This window comes from Halomicroarcula saliterrae (assembly GCF_031624395.1).
GTDB classification, from domain to species: domain Archaea; phylum Halobacteriota; class Halobacteria; order Halobacteriales; family Haloarculaceae; genus Haloarcula; species Haloarcula saliterrae.
Map to the genome: position 1 here is coordinate 1,270,475 of NZ_JAMQON010000001.1, position 16,316 is coordinate 1,286,790.

Genomic DNA, 16,316 nt, shown 5'->3' on the forward strand with positions numbered 1-16,316 from the left:
GCGTCACAGCGTCGTGCTGGTCCCGGCGTAGCCACAGTCGTCACAGGCTGCCGTCTCTCGCTCGCCCAGCGTGTAGACCGCCACGTGGCCGCCACACCGGGGGCAGTTGTCGCCCGCCGACGGCTGGCGCGCGTCCCGGACGACGCGGTCGAACACCGGCGTTCGCGTCGAGCCCGCGACGACCTGCGCGTGGACCGCCGAGACGGAGTCCTCGACGGCGACGCCCCAGATGAGCACGGCGTCGTCCGGGAGCGTGGCCTGGATACCGTCCACGGCGTCGACTGCCGATTCGAGCGTGAGGTCGTCGTCGCCGACGACGTTGACCAGTACGGCGCTGAGCCCGTCGATGTCCGCGTAGGCCGAATCGAGCGCGTCCTCGACCGCGTGAAGCGTGTCCGCGGCCACGTCGCCGGTACTCGTCGCCTTACCGGTCGTTATCGCGGCGGCCTCGCCGTGGTCGAGCACCGTCCTGATGTCCGCGGGGTCGAGGTTGATGACGCCGGGTCGGGCGACGATCTCGTGCAGCGTCGTCACCACCGAGCGGACGCCCTGACGGTGATGCTCTGGCGGGATGACGACGGTCGCGTCCACGGCCGAGCGGAGCCGGGCGATTTCCCGGGCCGTCGTGGGGTCCAGGTCCGCCGCGGTCGCCGGTGCGCCGACGACGGCGATTGTCAGCCCCTCGCGCGTCGCCAGCCGGTCGAGCCACTCTGCCGGCGGCACGGTTCCGTTGCCAAAGTCCGTCGCGAACACCGTGATGGCCGACCGGTCACGCGGCTCCGTCGGAGGCTCGGACAGCGCGGTGATACCCGGGACCTGCCCCAGGCTCTCCCCGACGGCCGCGAGCCCGCCGTGACCGATGACGACCGAGTGGTGGTGGCCCAGAAACGTGACGGTATCTCCTCGAATAGACACGGGTTACTCATCGTATAACGCCTGAGGACTAAAGTTACACGGGCCAGAGCGCGGAACTCACCCGCGGTAGCCACGCGCTCAGTTAAGGCCGTACCCGGAACTGTCGTCCGTAGCCGCCCGCGACAACAGCTCCCGTTCGGTCGGTGGAAGCGACTCGTCGGCCATCGGAATCTCCCAGTGCCCGAGTTTGCCCAGCATCCGGGTCCGGGAGCCCTCGACGCCGAGTCGGAGCGTCGGGGCGAGCGTCCCGCCGAAGCGACGGAGCTGCTCCGACTCCGGGAGCTCGGCGATTTCGTCCAGCGTCTCCCCGGCGAAATCGAAGTAGTTGAAGAAGTTCTGGACCAGCAACTCCCCGTCGTGGGGAAAGACCATCCAGGAGTACGCCTGGAACGGGGCGTTCGCGGGGTTGGTCACGACCAGTCCGGTGTCGTTGAGCGGGACGTAGTCGCCCCTGAGCTCCTCGGCGACGAAGCCGTAGAGCCCGTCGAACCCGGTGAGGCCCGGCCCGAAGGTGTGGAGGTGGCTGGAGACAAAGAGGTAGTACAGCCCGTCGCGGTAGACGATGTGGGGCCGTTCCAGCTCCTGGTTGACTCCGACGGCGTCCAGCAACGGGTCCGCGAGCTCCCAGTCGAGGGGGTCCCCCGTGGGCGAGCGGGCGATACCGACGCTGCCGTTGAACCCCTGCTGTGTTGCGTCGCCGCCGCAGGCTGCGCTCCCCTCGGGGACGGGTGAGTTCGCCTCGAAGAGCAGCCACGTCTCACCGGTCTCGGGGTCCTCGAAGAACCACGGGTCACGGAAGGTGTAGGTCATCGCCCGCGACTGGTCCTCGCGTTCGTAGCGCTCCCCGTCGGGCGAAAGCAGTTCGTGGTGGGTCCAGGGGCCGGCCAGCTCGAACCCGTCGTCGGTGTCGATACGCCCGCCGGTCGCGCCGACGATACGCTGCGTGTAGGTCAGCTCGCCGGCCGCCTCGTCCCCGGCGGCGGTGTAGAACAGGTAGACGTCGCCGTCGTCGTACAGCGCTGAGCCCGCCCACTGGCGCTGCCCCAGCGCCGACTCGAACACCGGGCCGCCGTCGGTCCAGTTCCGCCCGTCGGCCGAGTAGAACAGCCGAATCGTCGCGACGTCGTGTCGCGCGCCCGGGAGCGTCTCGGAGGGCGCAGTCAGCGAGAAGCAGACGCGATAGCCGTCGACCGTCGCCGGCGTCCCGTCCCGCTCGCGGAGGAGCCACGTGTCCCAGATGTGCAGATGGGGCATCTGGTCGGTCTCCGGCGGGTAGAACACCGGCGCCACCGTCTCTGCCGTCCGTTCGATACCGCTGGCCTGCTCGCGTGTCCAGCCGGCGCGGGCGCGGAACCCGGGGGCGCCCTCGTCGAGTAACTGCTCGTCCATAAATCCGCATGGAGCAGGACCGTTATAAGGCTTGGTAGTAGGTACAACGTATGTTGTAAAAGAATTTTTCCGTATCGCGTTCCCGTTTCAGCGGCCTCTGAGCGTCGAGACGGACGTTTCAGCTCAGTTATGCTGATCGGTAATATCTATGCGTGACAGATGGCCGGGGCTTTTCGGGCGGCCCCAGACAGTACACTCGAATTATATTACTCGCCGATAAGTTTAATACAATATCAAGTACAGGATACATGTGGACCGAAGACAATTCGTGAAAACTGGCGTACTACTGACTGCAGCCGCCGCATATCCCGGTAATGCCGCTGCGAAAAAAGACGTTAGAAAATTCAAACATCTGGAGAAAGATTACGAAAAGAGAGAGAAGAAAGACGGCGATGCCGACAGAGAGCGGCGACTGGTGAAATCCGACGGTGAGATCATCCAGTCGGAGACCGAAGACACGAAATCGGAGATTCCGGAGCTGGACGACTGGGACACGGTTATCTACGACGAAGTCAGGTTCGGGGGCGGTGAACCGACGAAGTACATCTGCTATCAACAGGAAGATAAGGGGAACCCCGAGTTCAGATTCGATGGGAAGATCTACACGACGGAGTACAAGGTGGTGAAAGGAGAGCTAAAGGATGCGAAAGAGAAGCGACAAAAACCCGAGGATAGCGCTCCTGCGGAGAGCCAGGGGCCGGAAACTATCCACAGTCACCGGGCCCGCTCAGGGCGAGTCAGTTCCGGTGAGCAGTATACGATATCGAACGAGCACAGCGGCAGTTTCACGCCGGCCATGTCCGACCACACAGTCATACAGAGCGCCCCAAAGAGCAAGAAAGACGGGCACGACTGGTGGGAAGGGGTCGCACGGGCAACCATGGACCACACCAGTACAGAGGCGACGCTCGGGATGCTCGTCTTCGGTGCTGCAGACGTCAAACTCGGGTGGGAGCTCTACGACAACGTGTATATCGACCACGACGGGGAAGTGGAAGTCATCGGCAACGGCCACGTGGAAGGCGTCTGTTCGTCCGCTGCGGGCGGCGGTCGCGTGACCGGCGGCATCTTCATCCGTGAGGGCCGTTCCGGGAGTATGTATTCGGACATGGACAACGAGTGGGGTATCGATAGAGGACTGGGTCTGGTGGACGGGTGGGCCGTCGACCGGACCTGGAACGCGGAATTGACCGAGGACGTCACACCCGGACGATACGATGTCGGCATCCGTTTCTTCGCGAAAGCAGCGGCAGCCACGACGGCAGCTGCACAGGTGTCGTTCGAGAACAGCGGCGCGCCCGGGGGATTCGATTTCGATTACGTAAATGTTATCCCCCAATAGATAGTTCCATAGACATGAACCCGGAGATCCGTCGATGAGAAACTGGCCGTTTTTCGTGGCGGTCTGGTTTGGCAGCTTTACCGTGCTTCTCTTCGTCGTGTTACCCAGAGTCCCGCTGTCGGACTGGGTAGTAGCTGACACGTTCATCGCACTGGTTGTCGGTGCGGCCATCGCCGCTGCAGTAGTGCGTCTTTCGAGGTGAGCCGGAGAATATTGCCGCCGGCAGACGGTCGGAGACCCACCGGGATTCCCTAAACGAGCGTCTGAAAAGCCAGCGCCTACCTGACAGACTCACTGGACTGGTCCGGGGGAGACCCGTGCGAGGCTTCCCAGCGGGTCCCCGCCAGGGGCCACGAGTGCGCCTACTCCTCCGTCGACTCGTCCTGCTCGTATCCCACGCCCTCCGGGCCGGTGATGTCGATCGGTCGAATCCACTCGTACCAGATGTAGAGGACGCCGAGCCCGTACCCCGTCGCCCAGACGGCGCTCCCGACCCACGGATACCCCCACTGGCTCAGATACGCGTTTGCCAGGCCGGGGACGATGACGACCGCGGCGATAGTCAACCCGAGGGCGATCGTGTCGTTGCGGTTCATCGCTCTCCCCCCGTCGCGCGCCCGGTGCTCATGCTGGAAGCTACGGTCCTGACGGGTTTAGGCATGGCGTTTCCCGCACAGGGAGGGGCGGGTTACCTCGGCGACTCCGTAGCCAACCCATTTTTATCACAGTATGCCCTAGCCCGGATGACGGGAATGTCTCAGAACCACACTGGCCGGTCGTCACAAGAAGACATTGCGTGGTGCTACGACGCCGTCCACAGGGTGTCGCGGACGTTTAGCTTGACAATTGCGGAACTCGACGAGCCGATGGCGCGCGATATCTGTGTCGGCTATCTTCTCTGCCGTGTCGCCGACACAATCGAGGACGCGGGACACATCCCGCCGGCGGCCCAGTCGGAGCTGCTCCGGCTCTACAGCCGGACGCTCGACCCGGACGCCGAGGCGTCCGTCAGGGCGTTCGACGAGGCCGTCGCGGAGTGGCTCCCGGCCACACTCACCGACGACTGGGAAGTCGTCGACAACGCCGGCCGCGCGGTCGGCGTCTTCCGCTCGCTGGACAACCACGCGTTAGAGAGCATCCGCGGTCCGGTGCGCGAACTCGTCGACGGAATGGCGATGTTCGTGGACCGGTACGCCGACGACGGCGGCCTGCGCATCAAGACGCTCGACGAACTCGAAGAGTACTGCTGGTACGCCGCAGGCACCGTCGGGACGCTCGTGACGGGACTGGTCTCGCGCGAGGCGACGGAGGAACAGGCCCGACAGATGCGGGAGAACGCCCGCGCGTTCGCGCTCTTGCTCCAGCTCGTCAACGTCGCCAAGGACGCCGCGACCGATATGGAGGAGGAGAACAACGTCTATCTACCGCTCGAACTGCTCGACGAGGAGGGGCTGGACCACAGCGACGTCGGCGACCCCGAGAACGTCGAGTCGCTGGTCCCCGTCATCGATCGCGTCACTGCCCGAGCCGAGGGGTATCTCGACGGGGCCCAGACGTGGCTCGAAGCCATGCCGGAGACGCGGGGCAACACGCTGTCGGCGTGGGCCATCCCGTTCCTGCTCGCCGTCGGCACCATCCGCGAGCTCCGGGAACGGCCCGCCGACGTCATCGAGCAGGGCAACGTCAAGATAACGCGCGACGAAGTCCACGCGGTCTGCCAGCAGTTCATCGGCGACGGCTCGCCGGCCATCGGTGACCTCCGCGCCCGGATTCGCCGCCAGCCGCTCCACGAGTACTGACGACACCCCGCGGACATTCCCACGGACACAACGCTGAAGCCTCGCCTGCTGTAACTCCCCTGCATGGCTGGCTCGCTCGACCTGCCCAACGGGGACGAGGTAACGCCCGACGACGTCTTCCTGTACAACGACTACCCCTACCGGCTGGTGTGGCTCGACGACGACACGCACGCCTTCGAGCTCTGCCCGCTGTACTGGGGCGACAGCGGCATGGATATCCCCTTCCGTGACCGCGAGGCGCTGGTCGACCAGTGGGAACCGGAGTCCCGCGGCCTCCTCTCGCCCGAGGAGTGGGGCGACTGGCTCGACGCGGCCGCTGACGACCCGCGATTCGACGACGACGAGCTCGCACATCTCGCGGCGAAGCTCCCGACCGACTGGGAGCCCGAGGACACGGGCGACGACAGCGGCGGTCTCAGGGACCGACTGGGACTGTAGGCGCGACCGCGACTCTGCAACCTATTAGGACCCCGGCGGTGTGGGCCGTCGTATGGAACTCATCTGGCTCGCCGGTGGCGCTGGCGTCCTCGTCCTGTTGCTGGTGGGACTGCTGGTGTGGCGCCGGGGTTCGGCGGACGCCCGCGCGTCGGAACGCGCCCACAACGAGGCACGGGAGCGCGACCCGCCCGTCGAAATCGGTTCGACCTACGAGTTCGGTATCACCGAGTTCACCGACCACCACTCCGGCGACCGCGTCGCGGTCGGCAAGGTCGAAGGATTCGTCCTCTTCACCGAGGACGTGCCGTCGTCCTGTGTGGAAGGCGACGCGATACGCGCCAAGGTCACCTCGTTCAACCGCGAGCACACCTCCGCCGACGCGACGTACGTCGGCTCAGTCTAGTACCGCGAAAAGTTCTCGTCAGGGTAGATACGGCCATCGGCGATGTCGATAACGTCGAGCGTCGCCAGTCGGCTCAGCCGACTGGCAGCCTCGTCCGCCTCCAGACCCAGCTCGACCGCCCGAGCCAGCACCCGCTCTCTGGTCGGCACGGACTCGACGAGGCCGTCGCTGTCGAGCACCAGTTCCTCCGCGACGATAGCTTTCAGAACCGCGCCGCGCTCGCGCTTCGACGGCGTGCGGCCGCTCCCGGTCCACTCGACGCTCATCGTCCCGTCGTCGTTGACGTGTGAGACGACGAAGCCGTCGGGCAGCGTCTCGGTCAGCGCCGCCACCAGCGCCGCCCGGTCCAGCCGCGCGGTGAACCGGTACCGATGCCCGTCCGTCGAGTGGGCGCTCTGGACGACGTTTGCACCCTCCCGTTCGACGGCATCGGTGATGGCCGCTGCGAGCCGGTCTCCGATTTCGGTCGCCGCCTCGTCGCGCCTGCGGGCCGCGTCGGCCGCCCCGCTCGCCAGTTCCTCGTATTCGTCCATCCGCTCGTGTAACGGCTGTTCGTCCATACGGGACCTGCCGGTGCCGGGAAATTACGTCTTGTGGCGATCTCAACCGCTGTCTCGATGGCTATATTGAAACTGCTGGGGGCTGAAACCACCTCACATGACCGAGGAGTCGTCGAACTACAGGCAAAGCCGTCTCTTCACGACCGACGAGGGGGAGTTCGACGAGCGCCGCGCGAAGGCGGACGCGCTGCCCATCGAGGACGGTGACGTCGTCGATACGGACGAACTCTCCGACCACCAGCGGTACGTCGAGGGGCGCGGTATCTACGACGAACGCAACGACGTGAACGACCTGACGGGTCGGGAGTGGAAGTTCGCGACCAAGTCCGTCCTCCCGGAGCAGTACCCCCCCGATTTCCAGCACGACCTGCGGAGCCAGCACGGCGGCCAGAAGCCGCCCCGCCTGTGTCTGGAGCTGATTCGGCGGTTCAGCACGTCGGGCGACCTGATTCTCGACCCGTTCGCCGGCGTCGGCGGGACACTTCTCGGTGCGTCCCTCGCCGAGTACGAGGGCTCGGGCCGTCGCGACGCGATCGGGTTCGAGCGGAACGGCGAATGGGTCGACCTCTATCACGAGGTGCTCGAAGCCGAAAACGAAGACCGGGCTGACCGTGGTGAGGGTCCCCTCGCCGACCAGGACATGCGCCGGGGCGACTGTCTCGACCTGGTGGACGAACTCGCGACCGACGCCGTCGATTTCCTGCTGACCGACGTGCCCTACTGGGATATGGACAAGGTGGAACAGACCCGCAACGAGACCGAGACGCGCTCCAGCAAGCTGGAGGCGTTCGACGGGGACGGCCTGCAGGACAAAGCGGCCTGGCTGGACGATATGGGCCGGAAATTCGAGCAGTTCCGTCGCGTGGTGAAAGACGATGGCTACGTCGCCGTGTTCATCGGCGATATGTACCGCGAGCAGTCCTACAATATGCTGTCCTCCGAACTCGCCTCGCGCATCGTCGATGCCGGATACACGATGAAGGCCGATCTCATCTGGTACGACCCCTCGAAGGACCTCCACGTGTACGGCTACCCGTTCTCCTTTATCCCGTCGATGGTCCACCAGAATATTCTGGTCTTCAGAAACGAGTAGGGGTACGTGAGCCGTATCTGGCGGCAGGAATGGGTTGGGGAGAAGTTGAACCGAAATCAGACGTGCTCGCTCACTCCGTTCGCTGTGCGCGACTGATAGGGTTCAACTCCCTGTTCGCCATACAGACACCGCTGGCTCCTCACTTCGTTCGTCGCAGGCGGCGTCAGAAATGGGTTGGGGCGGAGTTGAACCGGAGCGAGACTCACTGCGTTCGTCTCGCAGGGCTCAACTCCGCCACAACGCTTCGCCTACGCGCCGCTCGCAGGTGAGCGCCGCGAGAATTCAGTGGGTTGGGGCGGAGTTGAACCGACTGAAGACTCGCTACGCTCGTCTTCCGGGGTTCAACTCCTTGTTCACCATACAGACGCCGCTGGCTCCTCACTCCGTTCGTCGCAGACGGCGTCAGAAATGGGTTGGGGCGGAGTTGAACCGCCGACTTCCTCCGTGTGAAGGAGGTATCATAACCGGACTAGATCACCAACCCAGCACCCGTAGCTATTCGAGCGGATACTTTAAGAATTGCGTTCCGGCTACGCCTCGGCGGGCTGTTTCCCGCGGTAGTTCCCAATCCGTTCGCGGGCCTGTCCGATGGCGGTCTCGGCCTCGCCCTCGGCTCGCTCCTGGAGGGTCTTCAGGTCGGCTTTCACGGCCTCCAGCCGGCTCGGTTCCGGCTCTTCCTCGGCGCCGGTGAGTTTCCGGAACCGCGCCTCGACCGGTTCGAGTTCCTCTTTGAGCCCTTTGCCCGCAGTCTCGCCGGCGCGCTTGAGGTAGTACCGAGCGTCTTCGAAGTGTTTGTTCATATCTGTCCTTTCGCAGAGAACAGATATAGCCTTTGTGGCGTGGTTTGTTACCAGCTATCAGGCAAACAAACCCAAATCACGTAGCAGACGGGGCGTAACCACGCCTCAGTGTACTCCAGATAGATTTCGAGTGTGGGAACGTGCGTATGGACGGTGTCATCATACCGGAGCACGTCGAGCCCTGACCCGTGTGTGATAGGCGTCCCGGTGACGTGGAATTCGACGGACCCCGGTGTCGTGTAAACTACTCGCGCTACCGTCGCCGGTGCACGAACTGTTTTCACCGACCAACCGATAGCTCGGCGTATGTTCACACGGGTGTCGATTCCGACGCCGTTCCAGGTCGGTGCGGTCAATGCGTACCTCGCGGGCCGGACCGTCGTGGACCCGGGTCCCGACAGCGAGGAGGCCTGGTCCCGACTGCTCGAAGCGCTCGAAGCCCGCGAGCTCGCGCCGAGCGATATCTCACAGGTGGTCGTCACCCACCCCCACCCGGACCACTTCGGGCTGGCCCACCGGTTCCGGGACGCCGGCGCACGGGTGCTGGCCAGTTCCGGCGGGGCAGCCATCATGCGGGACTTCGGCGCCCGACTGCGCTACGAGCAGTCCTACTTCGTGGACTTCTTCGAGCGCTGTGGCATCTCCAGGGAGACCGCCAGTGCCGTCACACAGCTCCCAGAGGCGTTTCTACCGTACGCCGAGAGCGTCGAGACAGACCGAGAACTGAACGCCGGTGACACCGTCACAGTGGACGACGAACCCCTGACCGTCGACAGCGTCGCGGGCCACGCCGTCGGCGAACTGATATTCTCCTACGACCACGAGGGTGGCCGGGAGGCCATCGTCGGCGACACAGTGCTCGGCGACATCACGCCGAACCCGTTCCTCCAGCCGCCACCGACCGCGGGCAGCGAGCGACCCCGGGTGCTCCCGGCGTTCAACGAGTCGCTGCGTTGGCTCCGCGAACAGGGCCACGACCGGTTTCTGACGGGCCACCGCGAGCCAGTGGAGTCACCGCAGGCGCGCATCGACGCCATCCTCACGGAGCACGACCAGCGAAGCGACGAAGTGGCCGACATCGTCGGGGAGGGCGCGACGACGCCGGTGGACGTGATGACCGCGCTGTTTGGCGACCTCCCGGCGACGGAGTACTTCGCGGGCATGAGCGAGGCCGTCGGCCATCTGGACGTGCTGGAAGCGCGAGAGCGAGTCGAAAAACGGTCGAGCGGCGGCGTGTTCGTCTACGAGCTACAGTAGCTCGACGGCGCGGAAGGCGACCTCGGAGACGTAGCTGAAGCCGGGAATCAGGAGGACGGTCACGACCGCTGCGGCGACGATAGCGGTGTACAGCCCCGTCGGGTACGACTCGATGGTGCGTTCGCCCGTGGGCTCCTCGATCCACATCGCCTTGACCACTCTGGAGTAGTAGAACAGGCTGAGCGCGCTGTTGATGATCAGCGCGGCCGCGAGCGACCACGCGCCGACGTTCAGCGTCGCCGAGAACAGGTAGAACTTCGAGAAGAACCCGCCGCCGATGGGCAGGCCGGCCAGACTGAACAGGAAGACCGTCATCGCCGCACAGGCGACCGGTGCCTGCTTGCCCAGTCCGTTGTAGTCCTCGAAGCGTCGGCCGACGCCCCAGTACTCGGCGAGGGCGATAAAGAGGAACGCGCCGGTGTTCATGAAGCCGTAGACGAGCAGGTGGGCCATCCCGGCGCTCATCGAGAGGGCCATCCCGTCACCGGTGGCGGTCAGTGCGGCCAGTCCGATGAGGACGTAGCCAGCGTGCCCGATGCTGGAGTAGGCCAGCATCCGCTTGACTTTCTCCTGGGTTGCCGCGGCGAAGTTCCCGACGAACATCGTCGCGATAGCGAGCACCTGGAAGACGACGAACCAGTCGATGGCGCCGCCGGTCTCGACGAGCGCACCGATGGGGAAGGCGACGGCGAACGCGCGGAAGGCGATGACGAAGCCGGCGGCCTTCGACGCCGACGAGAGGAACGCCGAGATGGGTGCCGGCGCGCCCTCGTAGGCCTCCGGGGCCCAGAACTGGAACGGCACGGCGGCCATCTTGAACGCCAGTCCGCCGATAATCATCAGGATACCGACGCCGAGGATGGACATCGGCACCGAAGCGCCACTCGCCTGTGCCTCGACGGACCCGTCGACGATTGTCTGGACCGTTCCAGAGCGGATAGCCGTCGCGACGGCGTCGAACCGCAGGACGCCGGTCGCGGCGTACACCAGCGAGATACCGTAGGCGAACACGGCCGAGGAGACAGCGCCGATGAGGAAGTACTTCAGGCCGGCCTCGACGCTTCCCCGGTTCTTCTTCAGGAACGCCACGAGCGCGTACGACGGCAGGGAGATGAGCTCGAAGGCGACGAAGGCCGTCGCCAGGCTGTTGGCCGCAGCGAGCAGGCTCATCCCCGTCGCCGACAGCAGGACCAGCGAGTAGAACTCCGCCTGGTAGGCGTGCTCGCGGACGTAGTCCATGCTGGCCAGCGTCACCAGGGTGGTGACGCTCGCGGTGATGGCCATGAAGAACAGCGCCATCTGGTCGACGACCAGCTGGCCGCCAAAGAGGACGGCGCTGCCGGACCCGCCCTGCGCCGTGGGAATACCGGTGCCGCCGTATATCAGGTACACCGCGGCGGCCAGCGAGACGAGCGAACCCGTGACGGCGATACCGCCCAGCACCGTCGTGTTCGTGCTGTCCGGGTCGACGCTGTCGGCGAGCAACAGCACCAGCGCTGCCGCGCCAAAGGCCAGCGCTGGCGCAGTCGCCAGCCACGTCGGGTCGACCATCTATGCACCACCTCCGGTGAGCGGGGCAACGGCGTGTTGGATCATATCGAGTGAGAGGTCGGGTGCGACACCGAGCGCGATGACGAGCAAGAGCAGGACCGCGAGGGGCGCCACGTCGTGGAACGCGGCGGGGCCGACCTCGTAGTCGGTCTCCAGACGGAAGGCGCCAAAGAGGGTCCGCTGCATCGCCCACAGCAGGTAGCCGGCGACGATGACGATGCCGAACATCGCCAGTGACGTAAGCACCGGCGCGCTCGCGCCGAGCGTGGCCGCGTCGAAAGCGCCCTTGAAGATGAAGAACTCGGCGGCGAAGCCGGCCATCAGGGGCAGCCCCATGTAGCCGAACGCGGCCGCGACGAAGATGCCGACCGTCCACGGCATCCGGTCGGCGAGGCCGGACATGTCCCCGACCATCCGGGTGTGGGTCGTGTTGTAGATGACGCCGACCGTCATGAACATCAGCCCGGAGATGAGGCCGTGGGCGACCATCTGGAACGTCGCACCGCCCATCCCGAGCGGGGTGAACGCGACCAGGCCCAGAATCACGTACCCCATCGACGAGATAGAGGAGTACGCGACGATGCGCTTGAGGTCACGCTGGGCCAGTGCGAGCATCGCCCCGTAGATGACCGAGACGACGCCGACGATGGCCAGCGGCACGGCGAGTGCGCGAGCGGTCTCTTCAAGCATCGTGAAGTTGAACCGCAACAGCGCGTAGGTCCCCATCTTCAGGAGGACGCCGGCGAGCATCACCGACACCGGCGTCGGGGCCTCGACGTGGGCGTCGGGCAGCCACGTGTGCAGCGGGAAGACTGGCACCTTCACCGCGAAGCCGAAGAACATCAGGACGAAGGAAATCGTCGCCAGGCTGTAGCCGGCGATGGTCGGCAGCCCGGTCGCGGTGCGGAACGCCGTCGCCATCGCGGGCAGGGACAGCGTCGTCAGGTCCGTCGCGAACACGAGGGCGAACAGCCCGGCGAACATCACCAGGGAGGCGACGTTCGTGTAGACGAAGAACTTGATAGCCGCGTACTTCCGGCGCGGGCCGCCCCACACGCCGATGAGGAAGTACATCGGGATGAGCACGCCCTCCCAGAAGACGAACCAGAGGAAGAAATCGAGCGCGGTGAAGACGCCGATGAGACTCACTTCCATCAGAAGCATCAGGCCGTAGAACTGGGACTGGCGCTCGTCGATGGGCGTCCACGCGGAGACGATGGCCAGCGTCGTCAGGATGGTCGTCAGCGCGAGCAGCGGCATGCTCACGCCGTCGAGTCCGACGTAGTACTGGACGGTGTAGTCGCCCAGTTGCAGCCACGGCACCTGCGTCCCGAAGGCGACTCCTTCGGGCGAGAGCAGTGCGTTGCCCGCGCCGTTGTAGTCCGTCAGGAAGACGTAGTACATGTAGGTCGTCAGCGCGACCGGAATCACGCTGATACCGGCTGCGAGCTTCCCGGCGTAGCGGTCCGGGGCCAGCATGACGACGCCGGCTCCGAGCAGCGTGACGAGCAGGAGTGTCTCGACCAGCATTCAGAACCACCCCCCAGCGATACCGAAGACGACGAGCAGTAGCACGAGCCCCAGCGTCAGCAGCGTCGCGTAGTTGCTGACGACGCCGGACTGGATACGCCGGATGCGGGAGCCACCGAAGAGACTCACGCTGGAGATACCGTTGACCACGCCGTCGACGAAGCCCTGGTCGAACTTGTCCATCGCACGAGCGATCGGGTACGTGAACCCGGTCGCGAGCCACACCTGATACTCGTCCTGGTAGTAGTTGTGCATGAGTAGCGTCTTCACACCGCCGAGTTTGTCCGTATGCTCGACCGGCTCGGGACCGCTGTACAGCGAGCGGGCGACGAGCAGGCCGGCGACTGCCAGCGCCAGCGAGAGGGCCGCCGAGGCCAGCAGCGTGCCGATGGCGCCCAGCGGTTCGCCCGCCGAGACGCCCCCGACATCGTGGAGCAGCTCCTCGTATCGGACGAGGCCGGTCCCGAGCTGTGCGGGCCAGCCGCCCTCGTCGGGCCCGTGGAGCCACGCGTGCAGGAAGTCGATGTTCGTGTCGGTGAGCTCCGCGACCGGCTTCATGTTGATGAGGCCGACGGTCGCGGCGAGCACGCCGAGGACAGAGAGCGGCCCCTTGACGTTCCAGCCGACCGAGACGGGGTCACGGGCGATGTCGGTCCGAGGCTCGCCGTGGAAGGTGAGATACACCATTCGGAAGGTGTAAAAGCCGGTCATGAAGACGGCCAGCAGCCCCATCGCGTACGCGAGGAGATAGACCGGCCCGAGACCGCCCGAGCTGCCGAGTCCGTGGATAAGCGCCTCGTACAGCACCTCGTCTTTCGACCAGAAGCCGGCGAAGGGGACGATGCCGGCGAGTGCCAGCGAGCCGGAGAGGAACGTCCAGTAGGTCACCGGCATCCGGTCTTTCAGGCCACCCATGTCCCACATGTTCTCGTTGTGGTGCATGGCGATGATGACCGACCCGGCGCCGAGGAAGAGAAGCGCCTTGAACACGGCGTGCGTGGTCAGGTGGAAGACCGCGGCCACGTAGCCACCCGAGCCCAGCGCGAGCATCATGTAGCCGTACTGGGAGATGGTGGAGTACGCGAGCACCTGTTTTATCTCCTGTTTGACGACGCCCATCGTCGCCGCGAACAGCGCGGTGAACCCGCCGACCAGCGCGATGACCGCGAGCGCCGTCGGGGAGATGGCGTAGAAGCCGTACATCCGGGCGACCAGATAGACACCGGCCGCGACCATCGTCGCCGCGTGAATCAGTGCCGAGACGGGCGTCGGACCCTCCATCGCGTCGGGGAGCCACGTGTGCAGCGGGAACTGCGCGGACTTGCCGATGACGCCGCCGAGGACGAGCAGGCCGAGCACCGTGAACCACTGCTGGGCGCCCATGCCGACGGTTTCGAGCATCGCGATGTTCTCGGTCGCGCCCTCGACGATCGCCTCCTCGGCCAGCGCCGGGAAGCTCTGGGCGACGACCTGACCGCCCTCGGTGATGGGGGCGAACAGGCCGGTCCCGAACGTCGCGAGGATGCCCACGACGCCGATGAGGAAGAAGTAGTCACCGAATCGGGTGACCAGGAACGCCTTCTTCGCGGCGCTGGGCGGGCCCTCTTCACGGAACCAGAAGCCGATGAGGAGGTACGAACACAGCCCCACCAGCTCGAAGAAGATGAAGGCCATCAGGAGGTTGTTGGCCACGACGAAGCCGAGCATGCTCGCCGTGAACAGTCCGAGGCCGGCGTAGTAACGCGGGAGACCGGTCTCGCCCTCGTCGTTCATATAGCCCAGCGAGAAGATGTGGACCAGGAAGGAGATGAGGGTGACTATCAGGAGCATGAGCGCCGACAGCGGGTCGAGCAGCAGGCCAAAGCGGAGCGCGATAGAGTCTACGCCCGCGACCCACGTGTAGACGAACTCGTTGTACGACGTGCTCGTCCCGGTGAAGCCGGCGACGGTCAGTGTGACCCAGATGGAGAGCAACAGCGACCCACCCGTCGCGGCGATGCCCGCGAGCGCGCCGCCTTTCGGCATGCGCTTGCCCGCGAACAGCGCCACGAGGAACGATACGAACGGTAACAGGACAATCGCCGGAGCGTATGTGAATGCAGACATCGTTACCACCTCATCGTCGTCGCTTTCGTCACGTCCACGTCGGTGAAGTTACGGTACAGAACGAGGATGATGCCGATACCGACCGCCACCTCGGCGGCCGCGATGGCCATCCCGAACAGGGCAAACACCTGACCGGTGAGATTGCCGTGCTGGAGCGAGAACGCCACGAAGTTGATGTTGGCCGCGTTCAGCATCAGCTCGACCGACATCAGGAAGATGAGCGCGTTGCGCCGCGTCAGCACGCCGAACAGGCCGATACAGAAGATAGCCGCGGAGAGCAGCAGGTAGGCTTCGGCGGGAACAGCCACTATTCGTCACCTCCGTCGGACGGGGTGCCCCCATCGGTTGCCACGGCGTCGTCGTCGGTGCCCTCGCTCTGGGTACCGAGGCCGACGTTCTCACCTGCCTCCTCTCGCTTTGCCAGCATCACCGCACCGTCCAGCGCGGCATCGAGGAGGACACCTATCAGGAGGAACGCGACCAGGAAGCCCTCACCGGGGACGGCCGCCTCACCGTCGTCCATAATGGCGCTGGGTGCGATGTCGAACATCGCCGCACCCAGGCTCTTCGTGACTGCGGACGACTCCGGAAACCCCGCCGGTGCGGGGAAAGAGGCTGTCACGAACACGGCAGCGAGGACGACGAACAGCGCCACAGCGGCGAGTCCGGCGACGTAGTTCCCCTCGGTGTTGAGCCGTGGTTTGTTCGTCATGGCGTCACCTCGATGGCGGATTCGTCCTCACGCGTCAGCATCACGGCGAACGTGATGAGGATGAGAACGCCGCCGACGTAGACGAGGATTTGCATCGTTGCGACGAACGCCGCCATGTTCAGCACGTAGAACACGGCGACACTGACCAACGAGACGCCCAGTAACAGCGCTGAATGCCAGACGTCACGGACTAACACGACGCCGGCCGCGCTCCCCACCGTCACCAGAGCGAACAGCGCGAACGCGATTGACTCGTACAGTGCCATCTTACTTGGAGACTCTTGGCGGCGGCCCTTTGAAGATTCCTCTTTCGCCTCGCGCGAGCGAGCGCGTAACACCCCAGTTGGTTGCCGGAATCTGACTCACGGGGTGGTCGGAGCGTCCCCGCTGCAGTCGACCGGCGCCATCAGACACTGGTCGC

At 65.2% G+C, this 16,316-nt stretch carries 18 protein-coding genes and 1 tRNA gene; 7 read left to right on the forward strand and 12 right to left on the reverse strand.

Annotation, left to right across the window (positions count from 1 at the left end; all coding sequences use genetic code 11):
* Window positions 1-3 precede the first annotated feature (3 nt).
* Window positions 4-915 carry an FtsZ/tubulin family protein gene (locus tag NDI56_RS06960; protein ID WP_310918715.1) on the reverse strand — a complete coding sequence of 304 codons (912 nt, stop codon included), beginning with the start codon at window positions 913-915 and terminating at the stop codon, window positions 4-6.
* Between the two features lie 78 nt (window positions 916-993).
* On the reverse strand, window positions 994-2,304 hold the full coding sequence (locus NDI56_RS06965; protein ID WP_310918716.1) for a glycoside hydrolase family 68 protein: 1,311 nt from the start codon (window positions 2,302-2,304) through the stop codon (window positions 994-996).
* A 250-nt stretch (window positions 2,305-2,554) separates the two neighbouring features.
* On the opposite strand from NDI56_RS06965, the gene NDI56_RS06970 reads away from it, so the two are divergent.
* Complete coding sequence (locus NDI56_RS06970) at window positions 2,555-3,646, forward strand: hypothetical protein (RefSeq protein WP_310918717.1); 1,092 nt, start codon at window positions 2,555-2,557, stop codon at window positions 3,644-3,646.
* 34 nt (window positions 3,647-3,680) lie between these two features.
* A complete protein-coding gene (locus tag NDI56_RS06975; RefSeq protein ID WP_310918718.1) occupies window positions 3,681-3,848 on the forward strand; it encodes a hypothetical protein in 168 nt (55 codons plus the stop codon).
* A 160-nt stretch (window positions 3,849-4,008) separates the two neighbouring features.
* Here the strand turns inward: NDI56_RS06975 and NDI56_RS06980 are convergent, their stop codons facing one another.
* On the reverse strand, window positions 4,009-4,242 hold the full coding sequence (locus NDI56_RS06980) for a DUF7996 family protein (RefSeq protein WP_310918719.1): 234 nt from the start codon (window positions 4,240-4,242) through the stop codon (window positions 4,009-4,011).
* Window positions 4,243-4,398: 156 nt separating this feature from the next.
* Here NDI56_RS06980 and NDI56_RS06985 point away from each other — a divergent pair, with 156 nt between their 5' ends.
* From NDI56_RS06985 to NDI56_RS06995, 3 genes are all read left to right on the forward strand, one after another.
* Window positions 4,399-5,445, forward strand: a complete 1,047-nt coding sequence (locus NDI56_RS06985; protein ID WP_310918720.1) for a phytoene/squalene synthase family protein — start codon at window positions 4,399-4,401, stop codon at window positions 5,443-5,445.
* Between the two features lie 63 nt (window positions 5,446-5,508).
* Window positions 5,509-5,883 carry a hypothetical protein gene (locus tag NDI56_RS06990; RefSeq protein ID WP_310918721.1) on the forward strand — a complete coding sequence of 125 codons (375 nt, stop codon included), beginning with the start codon at window positions 5,509-5,511 and terminating at the stop codon, window positions 5,881-5,883.
* 52 nt (window positions 5,884-5,935) lie between these two features.
* A complete protein-coding gene (locus NDI56_RS06995; protein ID WP_310918722.1) occupies window positions 5,936-6,286 on the forward strand; it encodes a TRAM domain-containing protein in 351 nt (116 codons plus the stop codon).
* Here the strand turns inward: NDI56_RS06995 and NDI56_RS07000 are convergent.
* Window positions 6,283-6,846 (reverse strand): hypothetical protein, encoded by a 564-nt coding sequence (locus NDI56_RS07000; protein WP_310918723.1) that lies wholly within the window; start codon window positions 6,844-6,846, stop codon window positions 6,283-6,285. The genes NDI56_RS06995 and NDI56_RS07000 overlap by 4 nt on opposite strands.
* A gap of 97 nt (window positions 6,847-6,943) precedes the next feature.
* On the opposite strand from NDI56_RS07000, the gene NDI56_RS07005 reads away from it, so the two are divergent.
* On the forward strand, window positions 6,944-7,939 hold the full coding sequence (locus tag NDI56_RS07005; RefSeq protein ID WP_310918724.1) for a DNA methyltransferase: 996 nt from the start codon (window positions 6,944-6,946) through the stop codon (window positions 7,937-7,939).
* A gap of 409 nt (window positions 7,940-8,348) precedes the next feature.
* On the opposite strand, the gene NDI56_RS07010 is transcribed toward NDI56_RS07005, so the two are convergent.
* Window positions 8,349-8,423, reverse strand: a tRNA-Val gene (locus NDI56_RS07010).
* A 46-nt stretch (window positions 8,424-8,469) separates the two neighbouring features.
* Window positions 8,470-8,739, reverse strand: a complete 270-nt coding sequence (locus NDI56_RS07015) for a DUF7553 family protein (RefSeq protein WP_310918725.1) — start codon at window positions 8,737-8,739, stop codon at window positions 8,470-8,472.
* A gap of 306 nt (window positions 8,740-9,045) precedes the next feature.
* Between NDI56_RS07015 and NDI56_RS07020 the strand changes: the two genes are divergently transcribed.
* Entirely contained in the window at window positions 9,046-9,996 is a 951-nt protein-coding gene (locus NDI56_RS07020) for an MBL fold metallo-hydrolase (RefSeq protein ID WP_310918726.1), read from the forward strand.
* Here NDI56_RS07020 and NDI56_RS07025 read toward each other — a convergent pair.
* The 6 genes from NDI56_RS07025 to NDI56_RS07050 are packed head-to-tail and all read right to left on the reverse strand — an operon-like array spanning window position 9,988 to window position 16,161.
* Window positions 9,988-11,547 (reverse strand): NADH-quinone oxidoreductase subunit N, encoded by a 1,560-nt coding sequence (locus NDI56_RS07025; protein ID WP_310918727.1) that lies wholly within the window; start codon window positions 11,545-11,547, stop codon window positions 9,988-9,990. The two genes, NDI56_RS07020 and NDI56_RS07025, sit on opposite strands and share 9 nt — an antisense overlap.
* Entirely contained in the window at window positions 11,548-13,077 is a 1,530-nt protein-coding gene (locus NDI56_RS07030; RefSeq protein ID WP_310918728.1) for a complex I subunit 4 family protein, read from the reverse strand.
* Complete coding sequence (gene nuoL / locus NDI56_RS07035; RefSeq protein ID WP_310918729.1) at window positions 13,078-15,183, reverse strand: NADH-quinone oxidoreductase subunit L; 2,106 nt, start codon at window positions 15,181-15,183, stop codon at window positions 13,078-13,080.
* A 2-nt stretch (window positions 15,184-15,185) separates the two neighbouring features.
* The gene (gene nuoK / locus NDI56_RS07040) at window positions 15,186-15,491 is read right to left on the reverse strand and encodes an NADH-quinone oxidoreductase subunit NuoK (protein WP_310918730.1); all 306 of its coding nucleotides are present in this window, start codon (window positions 15,489-15,491) and stop codon (window positions 15,186-15,188) included.
* Window positions 15,491-15,895, reverse strand: a complete 405-nt coding sequence (locus NDI56_RS07045) for a proton-conducting membrane transporter (RefSeq protein WP_310918731.1) — start codon at window positions 15,893-15,895, stop codon at window positions 15,491-15,493. The genes nuoK and NDI56_RS07045 overlap by 1 nt, the downstream gene beginning before the upstream one ends.
* A complete protein-coding gene (locus NDI56_RS07050; protein ID WP_310900844.1) occupies window positions 15,892-16,161 on the reverse strand; it encodes an NADH-quinone oxidoreductase subunit J in 270 nt (89 codons plus the stop codon). Before NDI56_RS07050 ends, NDI56_RS07045 begins: the two co-directional genes overlap by 4 nt.
* Between the last annotated feature and the right edge of the window lie 155 nt (window positions 16,162-16,316).

Excerpts from the sequence above, each read along its gene's own strand:
- NDI56_RS07000 (WP_310918723.1), bottom strand. The coding sequence starts at position 6,846 with ATGGACGAACAGCCGTTACACGAGCGGATGGACGAATACGAGGAACTG.
- NDI56_RS06965 (WP_310918716.1), bottom strand. The coding sequence starts at position 2,304 with ATGGACGAGCAGTTACTCGACGAGGGCGCCCCCGGGTTCCGCGCCCGC.
- NDI56_RS06975 (WP_310918718.1), top strand. The coding sequence starts at position 3,681 with ATGAGAAACTGGCCGTTTTTCGTGGCGGTCTGGTTTGGCAGCTTTACC.
- NDI56_RS07020 (WP_310918726.1), top strand. The coding sequence starts at position 9,046 with ATGTTCACACGGGTGTCGATTCCGACGCCGTTCCAGGTCGGTGCGGTC.
- NDI56_RS06980 (WP_310918719.1), bottom strand. The coding sequence starts at position 4,242 with ATGAACCGCAACGACACGATCGCCCTCGGGTTGACTATCGCCGCGGTC.
- NDI56_RS07025 (WP_310918727.1), bottom strand. The coding sequence starts at position 11,547 with ATGGTCGACCCGACGTGGCTGGCGACTGCGCCAGCGCTGGCCTTTGGC.
- NDI56_RS07015 (WP_310918725.1), bottom strand. The coding sequence starts at position 8,739 with ATGAACAAACACTTCGAAGACGCTCGGTACTACCTCAAGCGCGCCGGC.
- NDI56_RS06995 (WP_310918722.1), top strand. The coding sequence starts at position 5,936 with ATGGAACTCATCTGGCTCGCCGGTGGCGCTGGCGTCCTCGTCCTGTTG.
- NDI56_RS06990 (WP_310918721.1), top strand. The coding sequence starts at position 5,509 with ATGGCTGGCTCGCTCGACCTGCCCAACGGGGACGAGGTAACGCCCGAC.
- NDI56_RS07030 (WP_310918728.1), bottom strand. The coding sequence starts at position 13,077 with ATGCTGGTCGAGACACTCCTGCTCGTCACGCTGCTCGGAGCCGGCGTC.
- NDI56_RS07005 (WP_310918724.1), top strand. The coding sequence starts at position 6,944 with ATGACCGAGGAGTCGTCGAACTACAGGCAAAGCCGTCTCTTCACGACC.
- NDI56_RS07045 (WP_310918731.1), bottom strand. The coding sequence starts at position 15,895 with ATGACGAACAAACCACGGCTCAACACCGAGGGGAACTACGTCGCCGGA.
- NDI56_RS06985 (WP_310918720.1), top strand. The coding sequence starts at position 4,399 with ATGTCTCAGAACCACACTGGCCGGTCGTCACAAGAAGACATTGCGTGG.
- NDI56_RS07050 (WP_310900844.1), bottom strand. The coding sequence starts at position 16,161 with ATGGCACTGTACGAGTCAATCGCGTTCGCGCTGTTCGCTCTGGTGACG.
- nuoL (WP_310918729.1), bottom strand. The coding sequence starts at position 15,183 with ATGTCTGCATTCACATACGCTCCGGCGATTGTCCTGTTACCGTTCGTA.